Source organism: Marmoricola sp. URHA0025 HA25 (assembly GCF_054059435.1).
The window spans coordinates 2,224,947-2,241,623 of sequence record NZ_JBSSCD010000001.1 but is presented as its reverse complement, the minus strand read 5'-3'; the positions used below and the strand labels follow the sequence as shown (position 1 = coordinate 2,241,623).

18 protein-coding genes are annotated in these 16,677 nt (G+C 70.1%); 15 read left to right on the top strand and 3 right to left on the bottom strand.

Annotation, left to right across the window (positions count from 1 at the left end):
• Positions 1-194: 194 nt before the first annotated feature.
• From ACVW00_RS10985 to ACVW00_RS10955, 7 genes are read left to right on the top strand one after another with little or no spacing between them, the layout of a single operon-like run.
• The gene (locus ACVW00_RS10985; protein WP_457110935.1) at positions 195-737 is read left to right on the top strand and encodes an alternate-type signal peptide domain-containing protein; all 543 of its coding nucleotides are present in this window, start codon (positions 195-197) and stop codon (positions 735-737) included.
• A 27-nt stretch (positions 738-764) separates the two neighbouring features.
• Entirely contained in the window at positions 765-1,349 is a 585-nt protein-coding gene (locus tag ACVW00_RS10980; RefSeq protein WP_457110934.1) for a signal peptidase I, read from the top strand.
• Positions 1,346-2,026, top strand: coding sequence for an LPXTG cell wall anchor domain-containing protein (locus tag ACVW00_RS10975; protein WP_457110933.1), 681 nt, complete (start codon positions 1,346-1,348; stop codon positions 2,024-2,026). The genes ACVW00_RS10980 and ACVW00_RS10975 overlap by 4 nt, the downstream gene beginning before the upstream one ends.
• Entirely contained in the window at positions 2,019-2,645 is a 627-nt protein-coding gene (locus tag ACVW00_RS10970) for a TasA family protein (RefSeq protein WP_457110932.1), read from the top strand. The genes ACVW00_RS10975 and ACVW00_RS10970 overlap by 8 nt, the downstream gene beginning before the upstream one ends.
• The gene (locus ACVW00_RS10965; RefSeq protein ID WP_457110931.1) at positions 2,642-3,670 is read left to right on the top strand and encodes a signal peptidase I; all 1,029 of its coding nucleotides are present in this window, start codon (positions 2,642-2,644) and stop codon (positions 3,668-3,670) included. The genes ACVW00_RS10970 and ACVW00_RS10965 overlap by 4 nt, the downstream gene beginning before the upstream one ends.
• Positions 3,671-3,702: 32 nt before the next feature.
• A complete protein-coding gene (gene pdxT / locus ACVW00_RS10960) occupies positions 3,703-4,359 on the top strand; it encodes a pyridoxal 5'-phosphate synthase glutaminase subunit PdxT (protein WP_457110930.1) in 657 nt (218 codons plus the stop codon).
• A 10-nt stretch (positions 4,360-4,369) separates the two neighbouring features.
• A complete protein-coding gene (locus ACVW00_RS10955) occupies positions 4,370-5,137 on the top strand; it encodes a YebC/PmpR family DNA-binding transcriptional regulator (RefSeq protein WP_457110929.1) in 768 nt (255 codons plus the stop codon).
• 4 nt (positions 5,138-5,141) lie between these two features.
• Here ACVW00_RS10955 and ACVW00_RS10950 read toward each other — a convergent pair whose 3' ends face one another.
• Together ACVW00_RS10950 and ACVW00_RS10945 are read right to left on the bottom strand one after the other, a co-directional pair.
• Positions 5,142-5,825 carry a hypothetical protein gene (locus tag ACVW00_RS10950; RefSeq protein WP_457110928.1) on the bottom strand — a complete coding sequence of 228 codons (684 nt, stop codon included), beginning with the start codon at positions 5,823-5,825 and terminating at the stop codon, positions 5,142-5,144.
• 4 nt (positions 5,826-5,829) lie between these two features.
• Positions 5,830-6,324, bottom strand: coding sequence for a cupin domain-containing protein (locus ACVW00_RS10945; protein ID WP_457110927.1), 495 nt, complete (start codon positions 6,322-6,324; stop codon positions 5,830-5,832).
• 144 nt (positions 6,325-6,468) lie between these two features.
• Between ACVW00_RS10945 and ruvC the strand changes: the two genes are divergently transcribed.
• The 8 genes from ruvC (at position 6,469) to ACVW00_RS10905 (ending at position 15,101) form a co-directional block, all read left to right on the top strand.
• Complete coding sequence (gene ruvC / locus ACVW00_RS10940; RefSeq protein WP_457110926.1) at positions 6,469-6,999, top strand: crossover junction endodeoxyribonuclease RuvC; 531 nt, start codon at positions 6,469-6,471, stop codon at positions 6,997-6,999.
• A complete protein-coding gene (ruvA, locus tag ACVW00_RS10935) occupies positions 6,996-7,616 on the top strand; it encodes a Holliday junction branch migration protein RuvA (protein WP_457110925.1) in 621 nt (206 codons plus the stop codon). The genes ruvC and ruvA overlap by 4 nt, the downstream gene beginning before the upstream one ends.
• A 4-nt stretch (positions 7,617-7,620) precedes the next feature.
• The gene (ruvB, locus tag ACVW00_RS10930; RefSeq protein WP_457110924.1) at positions 7,621-8,739 is read left to right on the top strand and encodes a Holliday junction branch migration DNA helicase RuvB; all 1,119 of its coding nucleotides are present in this window, start codon (positions 7,621-7,623) and stop codon (positions 8,737-8,739) included.
• Positions 8,740-8,879: 140 nt separating this feature from the next.
• Positions 8,880-9,203, top strand: a complete 324-nt coding sequence (gene yajC, locus ACVW00_RS10925; RefSeq protein ID WP_457110923.1) for a preprotein translocase subunit YajC — start codon at positions 8,880-8,882, stop codon at positions 9,201-9,203.
• Positions 9,204-9,217: 14 nt separating this feature from the next.
• The gene (gene secD / locus ACVW00_RS10920; protein WP_457110922.1) at positions 9,218-10,924 is read left to right on the top strand and encodes a protein translocase subunit SecD; all 1,707 of its coding nucleotides are present in this window, start codon (positions 9,218-9,220) and stop codon (positions 10,922-10,924) included.
• Positions 10,924-12,168, top strand: a complete 1,245-nt coding sequence (gene secF / locus ACVW00_RS10915) for a protein translocase subunit SecF (protein ID WP_457110921.1) — start codon at positions 10,924-10,926, stop codon at positions 12,166-12,168. The genes secD and secF overlap by 1 nt, the downstream gene beginning before the upstream one ends.
• 4 nt (positions 12,169-12,172) lie before the next feature.
• Positions 12,173-12,724, top strand: coding sequence for an adenine phosphoribosyltransferase (locus tag ACVW00_RS10910; RefSeq protein ID WP_457110920.1), 552 nt, complete (start codon positions 12,173-12,175; stop codon positions 12,722-12,724).
• 43 nt (positions 12,725-12,767) lie between these two features.
• Complete coding sequence (locus ACVW00_RS10905) at positions 12,768-15,101, top strand: RelA/SpoT family protein (RefSeq protein ID WP_457110919.1); 2,334 nt, start codon at positions 12,768-12,770, stop codon at positions 15,099-15,101.
• A gap of 239 nt (positions 15,102-15,340) precedes the next feature.
• On the opposite strand, the gene ACVW00_RS10900 is transcribed toward ACVW00_RS10905, so the two are convergent.
• Positions 15,341-16,579: a DUF349 domain-containing protein gene (locus ACVW00_RS10900; protein WP_457110918.1), complete on the bottom strand. Its 1,239-nt coding sequence runs from the start codon at positions 16,577-16,579 to the stop codon at positions 15,341-15,343.
• Positions 16,580-16,677 lie beyond the last annotated feature (98 nt).

The window sequence follows — 16,677 nt, the reverse complement described above, 5'->3', positions numbered from 1 at the left end:
CTAGCGCGTCGATGCGCAGCGCAATTGCACGAATGTCGCTTTCGCCCATCTTTCGGCCTAGACCGTCTGGAACTGAACGGTCGAGGATCCATAGCCCGCACGGGTCATATCGGGTCTCTGTGGCGAAGCGGGCGAAATGCGCGTCGTTAGGTGGTGGTCGCAAGTTCATCGACCCCTCTCCAGGAGGAACCACCATGAAGAAGACCACCAAGGGCGCGCTCGCCGCAGCCGCCGCCGGCACCCTGCTCGTCGGCGGCGCGGGCACCCTCGCGTTCTGGACCGACGCCACCGACGTCTCTGGCGGCACGTTCACCAGCGGCCACCTGAAGCTCACGGACAGCACCTGCACGTCGGCCGACTGGACCATCGACACCAGCGACGCCGTCGTGGACGCGAACACACGGATCGTGCCCGGCGACACGCTGACCAAGGTCTGCACGTTCAAGATCAACGCCGCGGGCGACCACATCAAGGTCAACCTCAGCACCGCGACGCCCGACTGGAATGCAGCCTCGAGCAGCGCTCTGACCGACGAGCTGACTGTTGGCGCCACGTTCAAGCAGGGCACCACCGTGCTTGCTGACGGAGACGAGGTCACCCCGAACGCGACGATCACCGCGACCATCACCGTCGACTTCCCGGGTGACGACGCCACGAACGGTTCCAACAGCCTGACCGGACTCAGCGCGGTCCTCGACGGCATCACGCTGACGGCTTCGCAGAGCCACAACGCCTGAGCTGACTGGGACTGAGGAGCGATTTCGATGAGCCTGCGCAATCTGCGCACCGTGGCCGGCAGGGCACTCGCCCTGCTGGCCGCGGGGCTCGTCGTGCTCGTCCTGGCCCTCGTCGTGGTGATCCCCAGGCTGGGCGGCGCCACGGCGTACACCGTGCTCACCGGCTCGATGCGACCCTCGATGCCACCCGGGACCCTCGTGGTCGTCAAGGCGGTCAAGCCCGAGCAGATCGCGGTGCGCGACGTCGTCACGTACCAGATCCGCTCCGGAGACCCGACGGTCGCCACGCACCGCGTGGTCGCAGTGGGAGTCAACATGAAGGGCGAGTACCGGTTCACGATGAAGGGCGACGCCAACACGGTCGACGATCCGTCGGTCGTCCGCCCGGAGCAGATCCGCGGCAAGCGCTGGTACTCGATCCGCTACCTCGCCTGGCCCACTCTCAAGGTCGGCGGGCACGTGCGACAGCTCGTGGTGTTCGGCGCAGTGGCCGTGCTCATCGGCTATGCGCTGATGTCCTTCGCTGGTGCCCTCCGTGACCGGCGCCGGACGCGAAGCGGTTTGGCCGACGTCGCGGTCGACGAGCGCGAGAGGGCAGAGGTGGCGTCATGAAGCTCCACGCCCTGATCGCGGCCGCACTGCTGACCGTCATGGCCGCGCTCGGCCTCGCCGCGCCGGCGTCCGCAGCCGGCAACCAGCTGCAGGTCAGTGCGGACGGTGTGACCTGGGGAGCCAGTCTGCCGACGCCCCTCTTCAGCCCTTCGTCCCGCTGGATCCCCGGCGACTCGGAGACGCGGTCGTTCTACGTCCGCAACCACACCGGACAGGACGCGGTCCTCGACGTGATCATGCTGCCGGCTCAGTTCGGCGACCTGATGACGAGCGGTGCCCTCACCGTGTCGGCGCAGGTCGACGGCGGCACCTGGGTGAGCGCGACCTCCGCCGACAACTCGCACTTCCTCATCACCAACGCCTCCGTGCCCGGCAAGGCCGTCCGGAAGATCAACGTGCGGATCGCCTTCGCCGCCAGTGCCGGCAACGCGACCCAGGACCGCGAGGTCGGGCTGGCCTTCGACGTGAGCCTGACGCAGGGCCGCGCGATCGTCCTGGCGCCACACGCGGGCAACGGCGGCCCGAAGCACCACCCGGGCTCGCTGCCCAACACCGGCAACGACGTCTCGCCGTCGACCATCGCCCTCGCTGCACTCATGTGCCTGCTCGGAGCAGCCCTGGCCCTGGTCGGCCAGCGCACCTCGAACCACAAGAAGAAGGAAGACTCCCATGCGTAAGCCTCATCTGCTCGCACACCTGCGCAGCACCCGCGTCCGCGCAGCGCTCGGGCTCGGCGTCGTGGTCGCCCTGGGGACGACCGGCACCTTCGCCTTCTGGACCGACAGCGTCGCCGTGTCGGGCACGACGTTCACCTCCGGACGCCTCGACCTGCAGGTCGACAACGCCGACTCCGTCGCCAACGCGTCCGGCACGCTGTCCATGACCAACATGGCTCCGGGCTCGACGTCGGCGCAGATCCTCACGGTGAAGAACAACGGCAACATCCCGCTGAAGTGGACGCTCGCCGGACTGCTGACGGGCGGCGCCGACGACGCCGCGTTCAGCTCCGCCGCGGCAATCAGCCTCACGATCAGGACCGGCGCCACGGTGAGCGGCTCCGGGAACACGGCGACGTGCTCGGGCGGCACCGTGCTGGCCGGCCCGTCGACGCTGACGACCACGAGTGCCGCGCTCGTCGCCACGCCGCAGCCGACGACTGCGGGCAGCGGGTTGGGCGCAGCGGCCACCGTGCCCCTGTGCTTCCAGGTGACGTTCAGCGCCGCCGCCCCGACGACGCTGCAGTCCAAGACGACGAAGGCCACCTTCACGTTCAGTGGGACCTCCGACCTCTCATGACCACAGCTCGCATCGTCCGCCTCTCGCGCGAGGTCCTACTGACCTCGGCGGCGATCCTCGGCGTCCTCGGACTCGTGCTCGTCGTCGCCGGTGCCGCGTTCGGTGTACGTCCGTTGATGTTCCGGTCCGGATCGATGGCACCGACGATCGACACCGGCGACCTCTCGATGTCGCGCACCGTCGGTGCGGCGGACCTCCATCGCGGCGACATCGTCTCGGTGGTCGCCGCCGACGGACAGCGCGTCACCCACCGCGTGGTCACGAACACGGCCATCGACGGGCACTGGGAGCTCACCCTCAAGGGCGATGCCAACCACGTGGTCGACCAGCAGGTCTACGACGTGACGAAGGCGCAGAAGGTGATGTTCACACTCCCGAAGGCCGGCTACGTGGTCGACTGGTTCTCCCGCGCTCCGGGCGTCTACCTCGTTGCCGCGTACGTCGGCCTCCTCCTGATGCTGATCGGTCGCCGCAGCCCACGATCGGGCCATCGCGACAGCGGCGAGGAGCCGGCCGCAAAGCGGGATCCTCCGGCAGGCCCGCCCGATGCCGAGCCGACTGGCGGCCGACATGCGAAGACCGGGATCGTCGCCGCGACCGTGCTCGGTCTCGTGCTGACGGGTGTCGCCGGCTGGACGCTGCCGACCTGGGCAGCCTGGACGGACAGCGCAGCCGTGAACGGCACGACGTTCACAGCCGCAGCCAGTTTCGGGACACCTCCCAACGCACCGCACATCGCCACGTGCACCGTGGGCAACGGCAACAGCGACCCGACGAGCATCACGTGGACCACGAACCCGGTCGGTGCCAACCCGACCACCTTCGAGGTGCGTTACACCGCCGGCGCCAACCCGACGGAGCCGTTCGCCGGCACGCTGCGGAGCGCCGCGCTCGCCGGCGCGGTGAACAACACCTCGGGCAGCTTCTTCATCGTTGCCATCGGGCCCGGTGGTACCTCATCGGCGTCCAACCTGGCCACGTATTCCGGGAACGGCGGCCAGCGCAAGTGCGTGGTCGCTCCGTGAGGAGCGACCGCGTCACCCCGTAGAATTGCGGAGTGAACCCGACCATCGGCGTCTTCGCCCTCCAGGGCGACGTGCGTGAGCACCTGCGCACGCTGAGCGCCCTCGGCGTCCGGGCGATCCCGGTACGCCGGCCGGCCGAGCTCGAGGCCTGCGACGGGCTGGTGCTCCCCGGCGGGGAGAGCACCACGATGTACAAGCTCGCGCGGACGTTCGAGCTGTTCGAGCCGCTGCAGAAGCGGATCCGCGGCGGGATGCCGACGTTCGGCACGTGCGCCGGGATGATCATGCTCGCCGAGCGGATCGAGGGCGGCACCGCCGATCAGGAGACGCTCGGTGGGCTCGACATCACCGTGAGGCGCAACGCGTTCGGCCGCCAGGTCGACTCCTTCGAGGGTGACCTCGACTTCGCCGGCCTCGACGATCCGGTGCACGCCGTGTTCATCCGGGCTCCCTGGGTCGAGCATGCCGGCGCGGACGTCGAGGTGCTCGCGCGTGTCGGTGGCGGCGAGGCCGCCGGTAGGATCGTCGCGGTCCGGCAGGGCGCCTTGATGGCGACGGCCTTCCATCCGGAGGTGGATGGCGACGGCCGGATCCACCAGTTGTTCGTCGATATGGTTTCGACAGGCTCAACCACCGGGAGAGCAGGCTCAACCACCGGGGAACCAGGCCCCGGCACCGAGGCTCCGTAGGAAGGAACCCATGTCCGGCCACTCCAAGTGGGCGACCACCAAGCACAAGAAGGCGGTCGTCGACGCCAAGCGCAGCAAGATGAACACCAAGCTGATCAAGAACATCGAGGTCGCGGCCCGGATGGGTGGCGGTGACCCGGCCGGCAATCCCACGCTCTTCGACGCGATCCAGAAGGCCAAGAAGTCGTCGGTCACCAAGGACAACATCGATCGCGCGGTCAAGCGCGGCTCCGGCGCCGAGGCGGGCGGCGCGGACTACATCACGATCATGTACGAGGGCTACGGTCCCAACGGCGTCGCGATCCTGATCGAGTGCCTGACCGACAACAAGAACCGCGCCGCGATGGAGGTGCGTACGGCGATGAACCGCAACGGCGGCTCGCTCGCCGATCCGGGCTCGGTCGCCTACCTCTTCCAGCGCAAGGGTGTCGTGCTGGTCCCGCTCGAGCAGGACGCACGCAAGGTCACCGAGGACGACGTGCTCGAGGCCGCCCTCGACGCGGGTGCCGAGGAGGTCAACGACCTCGGCGACGCCTTCGAGGTGATCAGCGAGGCGACCGACCTGGTCGCCGTACGGTCCGCGCTCCAGGAGGCCGGGCTGGACTACGACTCGGCCGAGGCCTCGTTCGTGCCCTCGATGCAGGTCGGGATCGACGACCCCAAGGCAGCCGGTTCCGTGCTGCGCCTGGTGGACGCGCTCGAGGACCTCGACGACGTGCAGAACGTCTTCGCGAACTTCGACGTCCCCGACGAGGTCATCGAGGCCATCGAGGCCTGACCGGCTACGGCAGCGGCTCGTCCGGAGCCAGGAGTCCCAGTCGGGTGATGGCCGGGCCGAGCATCTCCCCGGCGTTGCCGCCGGGGCTCCCTGCGGGGACGCCGGTACGCCGCTGCTCGTCGGTGCGCTCGCGCATCGCCGGCACCTCGTCGAACGAGCGGCGCAGCATCTCGAGGGCGACGTCGCGCTCCCCGCGCGAGACCGCCCACTCGACCAGGTGGCGCAGGCTGTTGCGGCGCTCCTGTGCCGGGATGTCGGCCAGAGCACGTGCCGGCGTCTCGAACCAGTCCAGCCGGGGGAGTGCTTCGTCGACGATGAAGGACGGGACCTCGGACAGCGGCCGATGCCGCTCCAACGGTCCGTAGAGCTGGATGCCGGGGCCGAGCCTGCCGTACGTGGTGAGGACGTCGCCGGTGCGCCCTGTGAGCTGCGGGTGGTCGGCGCGCCAGGCACCCAGGGCCTTGTCGTGCACGCTGAGGTTCATGCTGCACCAGACCCCGATGCCACGACGGCTCCGCGTCGATGACTGGAACGACAGGTGGAGCTGCGTCGTACCGCGGCTGCGGCGGAGCAGGTTGCGCGAGCGGACCAGCTGCACATCGGGGACGACGTCGGCGAGGTACTCCAGCGCGCGCCGGAGCGCGTCGCGCGGTGCGTCTGTCGGCGCGAATTTCGGAAGGGACGCCACGGTGTCAGAGCCAGTGGTTGTCGTGACGCAGGTAGAACGCCGCCTTCTCGTCCTCGGTCATGTCCTTGGTGCCGCCGGCGAACAACGTCTCGAAGTACTCCTCGCGGGGGGCGCCGGGGGTGAACAGCAGCAGCATCGAGGCCGGCTCGCCGGAGTCGTTGCGGAAGCCGTGGATGCCGCCCGGCGGGACATGCACGAAGTCGCCGGCGCCGGTCGGCACCCAGCGCGAGCCGTCGTAGATGGAGACCGTGCCGGAAAGCACGTAGAACGACTCGGAGATGGTGCGGTGGAAGTGCGGGTCGGGTCCGCTCACGTGGCTCCCGAAGTTCCAGCGGTACAGGCCGAACCCGCCGGACGTCGAGGCGCTCGTGGCCAGGTAGTCGACCGTGTTGCCCGGGGGAGAGCCCAGGTCGGGCGGCGTGTCCTGCGGTCGGTACGTCGCGGTGACCTCGCCCGCACCCTGGTGGACGGCGGCCGGGTAGGACGTCGGATGTGACATGCGGCCATGCTGGCACCCGCCGGGGCAGTGCTCCTGCGAATATCTGCCCGGCGAGTCGATGCGACGGACGGCGGCCGGCCGGGATAGCGTCGTACGAACATACGTTCGTGTCCCGACGGGGCCTGACCCACGGAGGATCGTTCCATGCGCGTGCTCGGCGTCGACCCGGGACTCACCCGCTGCGGGGTGGGCGTGGTCGAGGGCAGCATCGGCCGGCCGCTCACGATGGTCGACGTGGGCGTCGTACGCACCACCACCGACCTGCCGATCGAGGAGCGACTGCTGCAGATCGTGCGCGCGCTCGACGCGTGGATCGACGCCACCGCGCCAGATGCGATCGCCGTCGAGCGGGTGTTCTCGCAGGCCAACGTGAAGACCGTGATGGGCACCGCGCAGGTCAGCGGCCTGGCCCTGGTGGCGGCCGCGGCTCGCGGGATCCCCGTCACGATGCACACCCCGAGCGAGGTCAAGGCGGCGGTGACCGGGAGCGGCCGGGCCGACAAGGCGCAGGTGGGCGCGATGGTCACCCGCTTGCTGCGGCTCAGCGAGATGCCCAAGCCGGCCGACGCAGCCGATGCCCTGGCGCTGGCGATCTGCCACGTCTGGCGCGGTGCCGCGACCAACCGGATCCAGGCGGCCGTGGCTGCCCAGGCAGCAGCAGGACGAGCACGGTGATCGCGTTCGTGCGGGGCACGGTGGCGTCGCTCGGGCTCAACTCGGCGGTGCTCGAGGTCGGTGGAGTGGGTCTGGAGATCCAGTGCACTCCGAACACGCTGGCCGAGCTGAGACGAGGCACCGAGGCCACGCTGCCGACGAGCATGGTCGTGCGCGAGGACTCACTGACGCTGTTCGGGTTCGCCGACGACGACGAGAAGCAGATGTTCGAGCTGGTGCAGACCGCGAGCGGCGTGGGGCCCAAGCTGGCCCAGGCGATGCTCGCGGTGCACTCGCCCGAGGCGATCCGCCGGGCGGTCGCCTCCGACGACGTCAGGACGCTGACCTCGGTCCCCGGCATCGGGCAGAAGGGCGCGCAGCGGATCATCCTCGAGCTCCGCGACCGGATCGGGGCACCCGGCTCGAGCAGCCAGGGCGTGCCCGCCGGCCCGTCGACCGACAGTGCCTGGCAGGCGCAGGTGCACGGCGGCCTGGTGGGCCTGGGCTGGTCGGGCAAGGAGGCCGACAAGGCCGTCGCCGAGGTCGCTCCGGAAGCCGAGCAGATGGCACAACGGGACGGCGCCCCCGACGTCGCGCGGCTGCTGCGCCTCGCCCTCCAGACCTTGAGCAAGGCCTGAGCCGATGGCCGACGACCTTCGCCACGACCCGCCGCACCACGACTCCGCCCTCGACGACGCGGAGCTCGCCTACCTCGAGCGGCGCACCGAGTCGCTGACCGAGCTCGGCGCCGACCCCGACGAGCGTGCCGTGGAGGCTGCGCTGCGGCCCCGTTCGCTCGACGAGGTGATCGGCCAGCAGCGTGTCCGCGAGCAGCTCTCGCTCGTCCTCGAGGCGGCGCGGGCGCGGGGCCGGACCTCCGACCACGTGCTGCTCTCCGGACCGCCCGGGCTCGGCAAGACCACCCTCGCGATGATCATCGCCGCCGAGATGTCCAGCCCGCTGCGACTCACGTCGGGCCCGGCGATCACCCACGCCGGCGACCTGGCCGCGATCCTCTCCGGCCTCAACGACGGCGACGTGCTGTTCGTCGACGAGATCCACCGGATGTCCCGGCCCGCCGAGGAGATGCTCTACCTCGCGATGGAGGACTTCCGCGTCGACGTGGTGATCGGCAAGGGCCCCGGCGCCACCGCCATCCCGCTGGAGATCCCCCCGTTCACGCTCGTCGGCGCGACCACGCGCGCCGGGCTGCTGCCGGGTCCTCTGCGCGACCGGTTCGGCTTCACCGCCCACCTGGAGTTCTACGAGCCCGAGGAGCTTGACCAGATCGTGCGGCGCTCGGCCGGCCTGCTCGACGTACAGGCCCGGCCGGATGGCACCGCGGAGATCGCGTCGCGGTCCCGCGGCACCCCGCGGATCGCCAACCGGCTGCTGCGCCGGGTCCGCGACTACGCGCAGGTCCGCGGTGACGGCGTCGTGACGCTCGAGACAGCCCGCCGGGCCCTCGACCTCTTCGAGGTCGACGAGTCCGGCCTCGACCGGCTCGACCGCGCGGTGCTGTCCGCGCTCTGCACCCGCTTCGGCGGTGGGCCGGTCGGCATCAGCACGCTCGCCGTCGCCGTCGGCGAGGAGCGCGAGACCGTGGAGGAGGTCGCCGAGCCGTTCCTGGTCCGATCCGGCCTGCTCGCCCGTACGCCGCGCGGACGGGTCGCGACGCCGGCCGCCTGGGCGCACCTGGGCCTCACCGCTCCCGCGGGGGCGCCCTTCGGTGCCGACGAGGCGCTCTTCGACACCGATTGAGCACTGCCGCGGGCGGGGCAGGGCCCCGCCCGGTCTGCTCCCACGGTCCCCGGCCGTTACACTTCACCGGCGGTGGCGTGCCTGCCTGTTTGTGGCGTGCACCACTTCCGACCCCCGTACCCGAACCGAGAGTCCTCCCTGTGTCGTCCGAGCTGCAGCTGCTGGTGATCGTCCTCGCCCTCCTGGGGTTCTGGGCGATCGTGATGCGTCCGGCCCGGGTGCAGCAGCGCCAGGTTGCCCGCCTGCAGGCAGAGCTGGCCGTGGGTGACGAGGTGATCATCTCGGCAGGCGTCTTCGGCACCGTGACGGCGCTCGAGGGCGACCGGGTGAGGCTGGAGATCGCCCCCGGAGTAGTGGTCACCGCGGCCCGCCAGGTCGTCGTACGACGCGCGACCGACGCAAGCCAGGACGTCGCTGCCGACCAGGCGGCCGACGCACCCGACCGTATGACCGAAGAAGACTGAGGAGACGCAGGACCGTGGCCAAGAAGACGTCCCGCCCGGGACGCACCCTGTTGATCTTCTTCATCGCCGTGGCGGTGCTCTACGGGCTCGCCGCGCTCGGCGGCACCGCGAAGCCGCGTCTGGGCCTCGACCTGGAGGGCGGCACCCGGATCACGCTGACCGCCGTCTCGGGAGCGAGCCAGACCAAGCTGTCGCAGGCGCGCAACATCATCGACCAGCGGGTCAACGGAAACGGTGTCAGCGAGTCCAGCGTCACGGTGCAGGGCAACAAGAACATCGTCGTGGAGATCCCGGGCAAGAACCGGAAGAGCCTCGTCGACGCGGTGAAGCGCACCGCCCAGCTCCGCTTCCGGATTCTCGCGGCCGGGCCGGCGCCCGGCCGGCCGGCGACCACGACCCCCTCCGCGAGCCCGACCGGGTCGCCGACGGGCACGCCCACCGGGACGGCGAGCCCCTCCGCGCCGACGACGGCCGGCACGGCGACGCCGAAGCCGCGCGTCGGGCCGCACTACGCCAAGAAGACGCCGACTCCCAGCCCGACCCCGACGGGGACGGCGACCCCGACGCTTCCGACCGCGACGCCGACTGCTCCCGCGACGACCGCGAAGGGCGCCTCGGTCGACGACCCGATCGCGTGGGCGCAGGATCCCGGCGACGAGTGGACGGCGAAGTTCGCGGCATACACCTGCCCGCCCGCCAGCGCCTCGACCACCGTCGTCGACGACCCCAAGACGCCGCTCATCACCTGCGACGACAAGGGTGCGAAGTTCCTGCTCTCCAAGCCGATCATCGAGGGCACCCAGCTCAAGAGCGCCGGCTACGGCATCCCCCAGTCGAGCACCGCCTGGGCCGTCCAGCTGTCGTTCAAGAGCAGCGCCCGCAAGGCCTTCGGCGACGCGACCCGCGCGCTCTACAACAACGGCGGTCAGTTCGCGATCGTGCTCGACGGCCAGGTGATCTCCTACGCCGGGGTCAACAGCCCGATCCTCGACGGCAACGCCGAGATCACCGGCTCGTTCAGTGAGTCCGAGGCGCGGTCCCTGGCCACCTCGCTCAAGTACGGCGCGCTGCCGGTCCGGTTCGCCGACGACCCGAGCGTCGAGGTGATCGGCCCCTCGTTGGCGGGCAGCCAGCTCTCCGCGGGCATCGTCGCCGGCATCATCGGCCTCGCGATCGTGATGATCTACTGCCTGCTCTACTACCGCGGTCTGGGGCTGGTGGTGATCGCCTCCCTGGTGGTGGCCGGCCTGATCACCTACGCCACGGTGCTCGTGCTGGCGAAGGCGGCCGGCTTCACGCTGACGCTGCCCGGCATCGCGGGCCTCATCGTGGCCGTGGGCATCACGGCGGACTCGTTCATCGTCTACTTCGAGCGGATCCGTGACGAGATGCGCGCAGGCAAGTCGATGCGGGTCGCGGTCGAGGCGGGCTGGGTCCGCGCGCGGAACACCTGCCTGGCAGCGGACACCGTGTCGTTCCTCGCCGCGGTCGTGCTCTACATCTTCGCGATCGGCGTCGTGCGCGGGTTCGCGTTCGCACTGGGCATCAGCACGGTGATCGACGTGGTCGTCTTCTTCTTCTTCACCAAGCCGATGGTCACGCTGCTCGCCAGGCGCCAGTTCTTCAGCTCCGGCTCCCGCTACTCCGGCCTGTCGCCGGAGACCCTCGGGATCGACGAGCCAGGGCACCGACAGCCGCAGCTCACCGGAGGGGCAGCCTGATGGGCCGCTACAGCAGGCTGGGCAACGCGCTCTACGAGGGTGACGTCTCGATCGACTTCGTCGGGCGGCGGTGGCTCTGGTACGCCATCTCCGGGGTGATCGTCCTCGCCGCGGCGAGTGGGCTCTTCTTCAAGGGCCTGAACCTCGGCATCGAGTTCGAGGGCGGCGTGGAGTACACGATCTCGGTCCCGCACTCGGCGGTCACCCAGGCCAACGCCGACAAGGTGCGCGAGGCGATCGCCGGCACGGGCTTCCCCGAGGCGAAGTCGCCGACGGTGACCACCTCGGGCACCACCGCCATCCGGGCGGAGACCGAGGAGATGTCCAGCGACGACACCGACAAGGTCATCGCCGCGATCCAGAAGGTCCCGGGACTCAGCAAGGCAGAGATCAACACCGACGAGGTCGGCGCCAGCTGGGGCTCCCAGGTCAGGGACCGCGCGATCACCGGCCTGATCGTCTTCCTGATCTTCGTGATGCTGTTCATCTGGGCTTACTTCCGTGAGTGGAAGATGTCGGTGGGCGGCATGGTCGCGCTCGCCCACGACCTGATCATCACGGTCGGCGTCTACGCCCTCTCCGGGTTCGAGGTGACCCCGGCGACGGTGACCGGCGTGCTGACGATCCTCGGCTTCTCGCTCTACGACACCGTCGTGGTCTTCGACAAGGTGCGCGAGAACACCAAGGACGTCCGGCAGAGCCGCAAGACGTACGCCGAGCTGGCCAACCTCGCGGTCAACCAGACGCTCGTCCGGTCGATCAACACCTCGATCGTCGCGCTGCTGCCGGTCGGCGCCCTGCTCTACGTCGGCATCTTCCAGCTCGGCTCCGGTGCGCTGAAGGACCTCGCGCTGGCCCTGTTCGTCGGCATGGCTGCAGGCGCCTACTCCTCGATCTTCATCGCGACGCCCCTCGTGGCGCAGCTGAAGTCGCGCGAGAAGGCAATCAGCGAGCAGGACTCCCGTGCGCGTGCCCGCGCCAAGCGCGACGCCGACCGCTACGCGAACGTGCCGTCGTTCACCGAGGACATGCCGATCGTCGAGCCGCCCGGCGGTGTCCGCAGCGACGCCGGCGACCCGGACGCACCCGCGGCCCCGCGCACGCCCTTCCGGGCGCCCCGGTCCGGGGGCGAGGCCAGCGGCTCCGGGCGGGTGGTCCCGAACCCCAAGTCGCCGGTGCGCGAGTCGGGCTCCGCGAAGCGCAGCCAGCCGTCACGGCAGCCGCGGTCCAAGCGCGGGAAGTGACCCGATGACGTCGTCGGGCGACCGGCTCGGATCGATGATCGACCGCCTGGTCCGCGACATCCCCGACTTCCCGAAGCCCGGAGTGGTGTTCAAGGACATCACCCCGCTGCTCGACGACCACCAGGGGTTCACGGCGGTGGTCCAGGCGCTCGCCGACGCCGGCCGCGACGCCGCTGGCGCGACGGTGGTCGACAAGGTGATCGGGATGGAGGCTCGCGGCTTCATCCTCGCCGCACCCGTGGCACTGGCGCTCGGCGTCGGCTTCATCCCGGTGCGCAAGCCCGGCAAGCTCCCGGCCGCGACGTACTCGGTCAGCTACACCCTGGAGTACGGCGAGGAGACCCTCGAGATGCACACCGATGCCCTGGCGCCGGGGGAGCGGGTGCTGCTCGTCGACGACGTGCTCGCGACTGGCGGCACGGCGGTCGCGACGGCGCAGCTCGCGGAGAAGTGCGGGGCGACCGTCCACGCAATCTCGGTGCTCATGGAGCTGTCGTTCCTGCACGGCCGGGATGCTCTCGGCGAGCTGCCGCTGACGGCACTGCGGACCATCTGACGATCCACCGTGTCCGTGCACCGGGCCGCCCTAGACTGTCTCAATGGCGGAGGAACCGGTGACCACGCAGCCGGTCCCGACCCTGCCCGAGGACGGGACCGTCGATCCCGTCGCACCGGTCGGACCGAGCGGCGGCCGCGGGGTGCGCGCGCGTCTCGCCCGGATCGGCACCAGCAAGCAGGGCCCGAACCCCGAGCTGGAGCCGCTGTTCCGCGCCGTGCGCGTCAACCACCCGAAGGCCGACCTGGCTCTCCTCGAGCGCGCGTACACCACCGCCGAGCGGATGCACCGCGGCCAGATGCGCAAGAGCGGTGACCCCTACATCACCCATCCGCTCGCGGTGACGACGATCCTCGCCGACATCGGCATGACCGAGCCGACACTCGTGGCTGCGCTGCTGCACGACACGGTCGAGGACACGCCGTACACCCTGGACCAGCTGCGCACCGACTTCGGCGACGAGGTCGCCGTGCTCGTCGACGGTGTCACGAAGCTCGACAAGGTCAAGTACGGCGACTCCGCCCAGTCCGAGACCATCCGCAAGATGATCGTGGCGATGAGCCGCGACATCCGCGTGCTCGTGATCAAGCTGGCCGACCGGCTCCACAACATGCGCACGCTGCGCTACGTCAAGGCCGAGACCCAGGAGCGCAAGTCGCGCGAGACGCTGGAGATCTTCGCGCCGCTGGCCCACCGGCTCGGCATGAACACCATCAAGTGGGAGCTCGAGGACCTCGCGTTCGCCACGCTGCACCCGAAGATCTACGACGAGATCGTCCGGATGGTCGCCGACCGCGCACCGTCGCGCGACCAGTTCATGCGCCAGGTGATCAACGCGGTCGAGGCAGACCTGAAGGTGGCCAAGGTCAAGGCCCGGGTGACCGGCCGCCCGAAGCACTACTACTCGATCTACCAGAAGATGATCCACGGCGGCCGCGACTTCACCGACATCTACGACCTGGTCGGCATCCGGATCCTGGTGGAGAACGACGCCGACTGCTACGCCGTGCTGGGCGTGCTCCACAACCGCTGGAACCCGATCCCGGGCCGGTTCAAGGACTTCGTCGCGATGCCGAAGTTCAACATGTACCAGTCGCTGCACACGACCGTGATCGGCCCGCAGGGCAAGCCCGTCGAGATGCAGATCCGCACCTTCGCGATGCACCGGCGGGCGGAGTACGGCGTCGCCGCGCACTGGAAGTACAAGGAGGACGTCCACGAGGGCCGCGACACCGACAAGTCGCTGACCGACGCGGGACAGGGCGACATGCCGTGGGTCCGGCAGCTGCTCGACTGGCAGAACGAGGTCGAGGACCCGGGCGAGTTCCTGGAGTCGCTGCGCTTCGAGATCAACGCGGCCGAGGTCTACGTGTTCACCCCGCGCGGCGACGTGATCGGGCTGCCGATCGGGTCGACGCCGGTCGACTTCGCCTATGCGATCCACACCGAGGTCGGCCACCACACGATCGGCGCGAGGGTCAACGGCCGGCTGGTGCCGCTGGAGTCGCGGCTCGACCACGGCGACGTGGTCGAGGTGTTCACCTCGAAGTCGCCGAACGCCGGCCCGAGCCGCGACTGGCTGACGTTCGTCAAGTCGCCGCGTGCGCGCAGCAAGATCCGGCACTGGTTCACCAAGGAGCGCCGCGAGGAGGCGATCGAGCAGGGCAAGGACCAGATCGCCAAGCTGATGCGCAAGGAGGGCGTCCCGCTCAAGCGGGTGATGACCCACGAGTCGCTGACCCAGGTCGCCCACGACCTGCGCCTGGCCGACGTGTCCGCGCTGTACGCCGCGGTCGGCGAGGGCAACCTCGGTGCCCAGTCGGTCGTCCGCAAGGTCATCGAGACCTACGGCGGCGAGGAGGGTGCCGCCGAGGACCTCGCCGAGGCGGTCACGATCACACGTCCGCGTCGGCCGGTGAAGTCCGCGGGCGACTCCGGAGTGATCGTGATGGGTGCGTCCGACGTACTCGTGAAGCTGGCGAAGTGCTGCACACCGGTGCCGGGCGACGAGATCCTCGGGTTCGTCACCCGGGGTTCCGGGGTCTCCGTGCACCGCCGCGACTGCACCAACGCGGCGTCGCTGCTCGGCCAGCCCGAGCGCCTGGTCGACGTCGAGTGGGCGCCGACCTCGCAGTCGACCTTCCTCGTGCAGATCATGGTCGAGGCCCTCGACCGTGCCCGGCTGCTCTCCGACATCACCCTGGTCCTCTCCGACCAGCACGTGAACATCCTGTCCGCGTCACTGAGCACCAGCCGCGACCGGGTGGCGAAGAGCAAGTTCACCTTCGAGATGGGCGACCCGAAGCACCTGGGCGCGATCCTCAAGGCGGTGCGCTCGATCGACGGGGTTTTCGACGCCTACCGGGTCACCCACTGAGCAGCCGAAGGCGCGCAGGTGGGTGAGTCGGTAGGGAGTCGAGCGGGCTGAAACGTCCGGGGGAGCGAAGCGGCGGAGGCGTTTGTGCCCGCTCGGCGATCAGGGCGCAGAGCCGGCGATCCAGCAGAACTGCCCGCTGAGCGCGCCTCGTCGCCGCGTTTGTGCCCTCTCGGCGCACTCCGGCGCAGCGTTTCTGCCCTCTCGGCGCACCCCGGCGCAGCGTTTGTGCCCGCTCGCGATCAGCCGAACTCGGCCGCCGTCCTCTCCGCCATCTCCAGGAACGCGCGGCGTGAGGCGAGGTCGGCCTCGAGGTCCTTGACCTTCTTCTCGTTCCCGCCAGCACGCGCCTTCTCGAGGTCACCCTCGAGCTTGGTGATCGCGTCACGCAGCTTGGTCACCATGTCGTCGGCGCGGGCGGACTTCTCCGGGTCGCTCTTGCGCCACTGGTCCTCCTCGAGGCCGCGGATCTCCTGCTCGACCTTGCGGATCCGCGCCTCCAGGGCCTTGATCTGGTCGCGCGGCACCTTCCCCGCGGCGTCCCAGCGCTCGGCGATGTCGCGGAACGCGCGCTTCGCTGCGCCGAGGTCGGTGACCGGGAGGAGCGCCTCGGCCTCCTCCAGGAGCACCTTCTTCTTCTCCGCGTTCGCCGCGAACTCGCGGTCGATCTCGGCGTTCGCCTCGTCGCGCGCCGCGAAGAAGACGTCCTGGGCCCCGCGGAACCGCTTCCACAGCGCGTCGTCGACCTCCTTCGGCGCCGGGCCCGCGGCCTTCCACTCCTGCATGAGGGTGCGGAACCTCGACGCGGTGGCGCCCCAGTCGGTCGAGTCCGCGAGCTCCTCGGCCTCCTTGGCGAGCCGCTCCTTGATGACCCGGGCGCTGTCCCGCTTCTCCGACATCTCGGCGAAGTGGACCTTCCGTGCCCGGGTGTACGTCGTGCGCGCGGTGGAGAACCGGTGCCAGAGCTCGTCGTCGGCGCCCTTCTCGAGCCGCGGCAGCTGCTTCCACTCGGCGAGCAGGTCGCGCAGCCGGTTGGCGCCGTTGCGCCAGTCGCGACCTGCCGCGATCTTCTCCGCCTCGGCGACGATCGCTTCCTTGCGGTCGCGGGCCTCCTCGATCCGGCGGGCGCGGTCCTCACGGCGCTTCTCACGCTGCAGGCCGATCACGGGCTTCAGCGCGTCGAGGCGCCCGGTGAGCGCCTTGATGTCACCGACGCAGTGCGGCTCGACCAGCTGGGCGGAGACCCGGTTGATCGACTCGGTGGCCTCGTCCGGGGCCATCGCACCGCTGCGCACCCGCTGCTCCAGCAGCTGCACCTCGAACGCGAGTGCCTCGTAGCGGCGGGTGAAGAAGGCCAGCGCCTCCTCGGGGGTCCCTTCCGGGTACTGCCCGACGGGGCGTTCCTCGTCGCCCACCCGGACGTAGACGGTGCCGTCCTCGCCGACGCGGCCGAAATCGCCCTCGTTGCCCTGCGCGGTCACGTGTTACCCCTCTGTCGGTGATCGGGGTTCATCGTACGCATGCGGAGCGCCGCTCCCGGGGCCAGTAGGCTGGGCCGCGTTCGCCCCCCAATCCGCTC

Bases quoted from the DNA above. Each gene is read 5' to 3' on its own strand.
- ACVW00_RS10985 (WP_457110935.1), top strand. From the start codon at position 195: ATGAAGAAGACCACCAAGGGCGCGCTCGCCGCAGCCGCCGCCGGCACC.
- ACVW00_RS10980 (WP_457110934.1), top strand. From the start codon at position 765: ATGAGCCTGCGCAATCTGCGCACCGTGGCCGGCAGGGCACTCGCCCTG.
- ACVW00_RS10975 (WP_457110933.1), top strand. From the start codon at position 1,346: ATGAAGCTCCACGCCCTGATCGCGGCCGCACTGCTGACCGTCATGGCC.
- ACVW00_RS10970 (WP_457110932.1), top strand. From the start codon at position 2,019: ATGCGTAAGCCTCATCTGCTCGCACACCTGCGCAGCACCCGCGTCCGC.
- ACVW00_RS10965 (WP_457110931.1), top strand. From the start codon at position 2,642: ATGACCACAGCTCGCATCGTCCGCCTCTCGCGCGAGGTCCTACTGACC.
- ACVW00_RS10955 (WP_457110929.1), top strand. From the start codon at position 4,370: ATGTCCGGCCACTCCAAGTGGGCGACCACCAAGCACAAGAAGGCGGTC.
- ACVW00_RS10945 (WP_457110927.1), bottom strand. From the start codon at position 6,324: ATGTCACATCCGACGTCCTACCCGGCCGCCGTCCACCAGGGTGCGGGC.
- ruvC (WP_457110926.1), top strand. From the start codon at position 6,469: ATGCGCGTGCTCGGCGTCGACCCGGGACTCACCCGCTGCGGGGTGGGC.
- ruvB (WP_457110924.1), top strand. From the start codon at position 7,621: ATGGCCGACGACCTTCGCCACGACCCGCCGCACCACGACTCCGCCCTC.
- secF (WP_457110921.1), top strand. From the start codon at position 10,924: ATGGGCCGCTACAGCAGGCTGGGCAACGCGCTCTACGAGGGTGACGTC.
- ACVW00_RS10910 (WP_457110920.1), top strand. From the start codon at position 12,173: ATGACGTCGTCGGGCGACCGGCTCGGATCGATGATCGACCGCCTGGTC.
- ACVW00_RS10905 (WP_457110919.1), top strand. From the start codon at position 12,768: ATGGCGGAGGAACCGGTGACCACGCAGCCGGTCCCGACCCTGCCCGAG.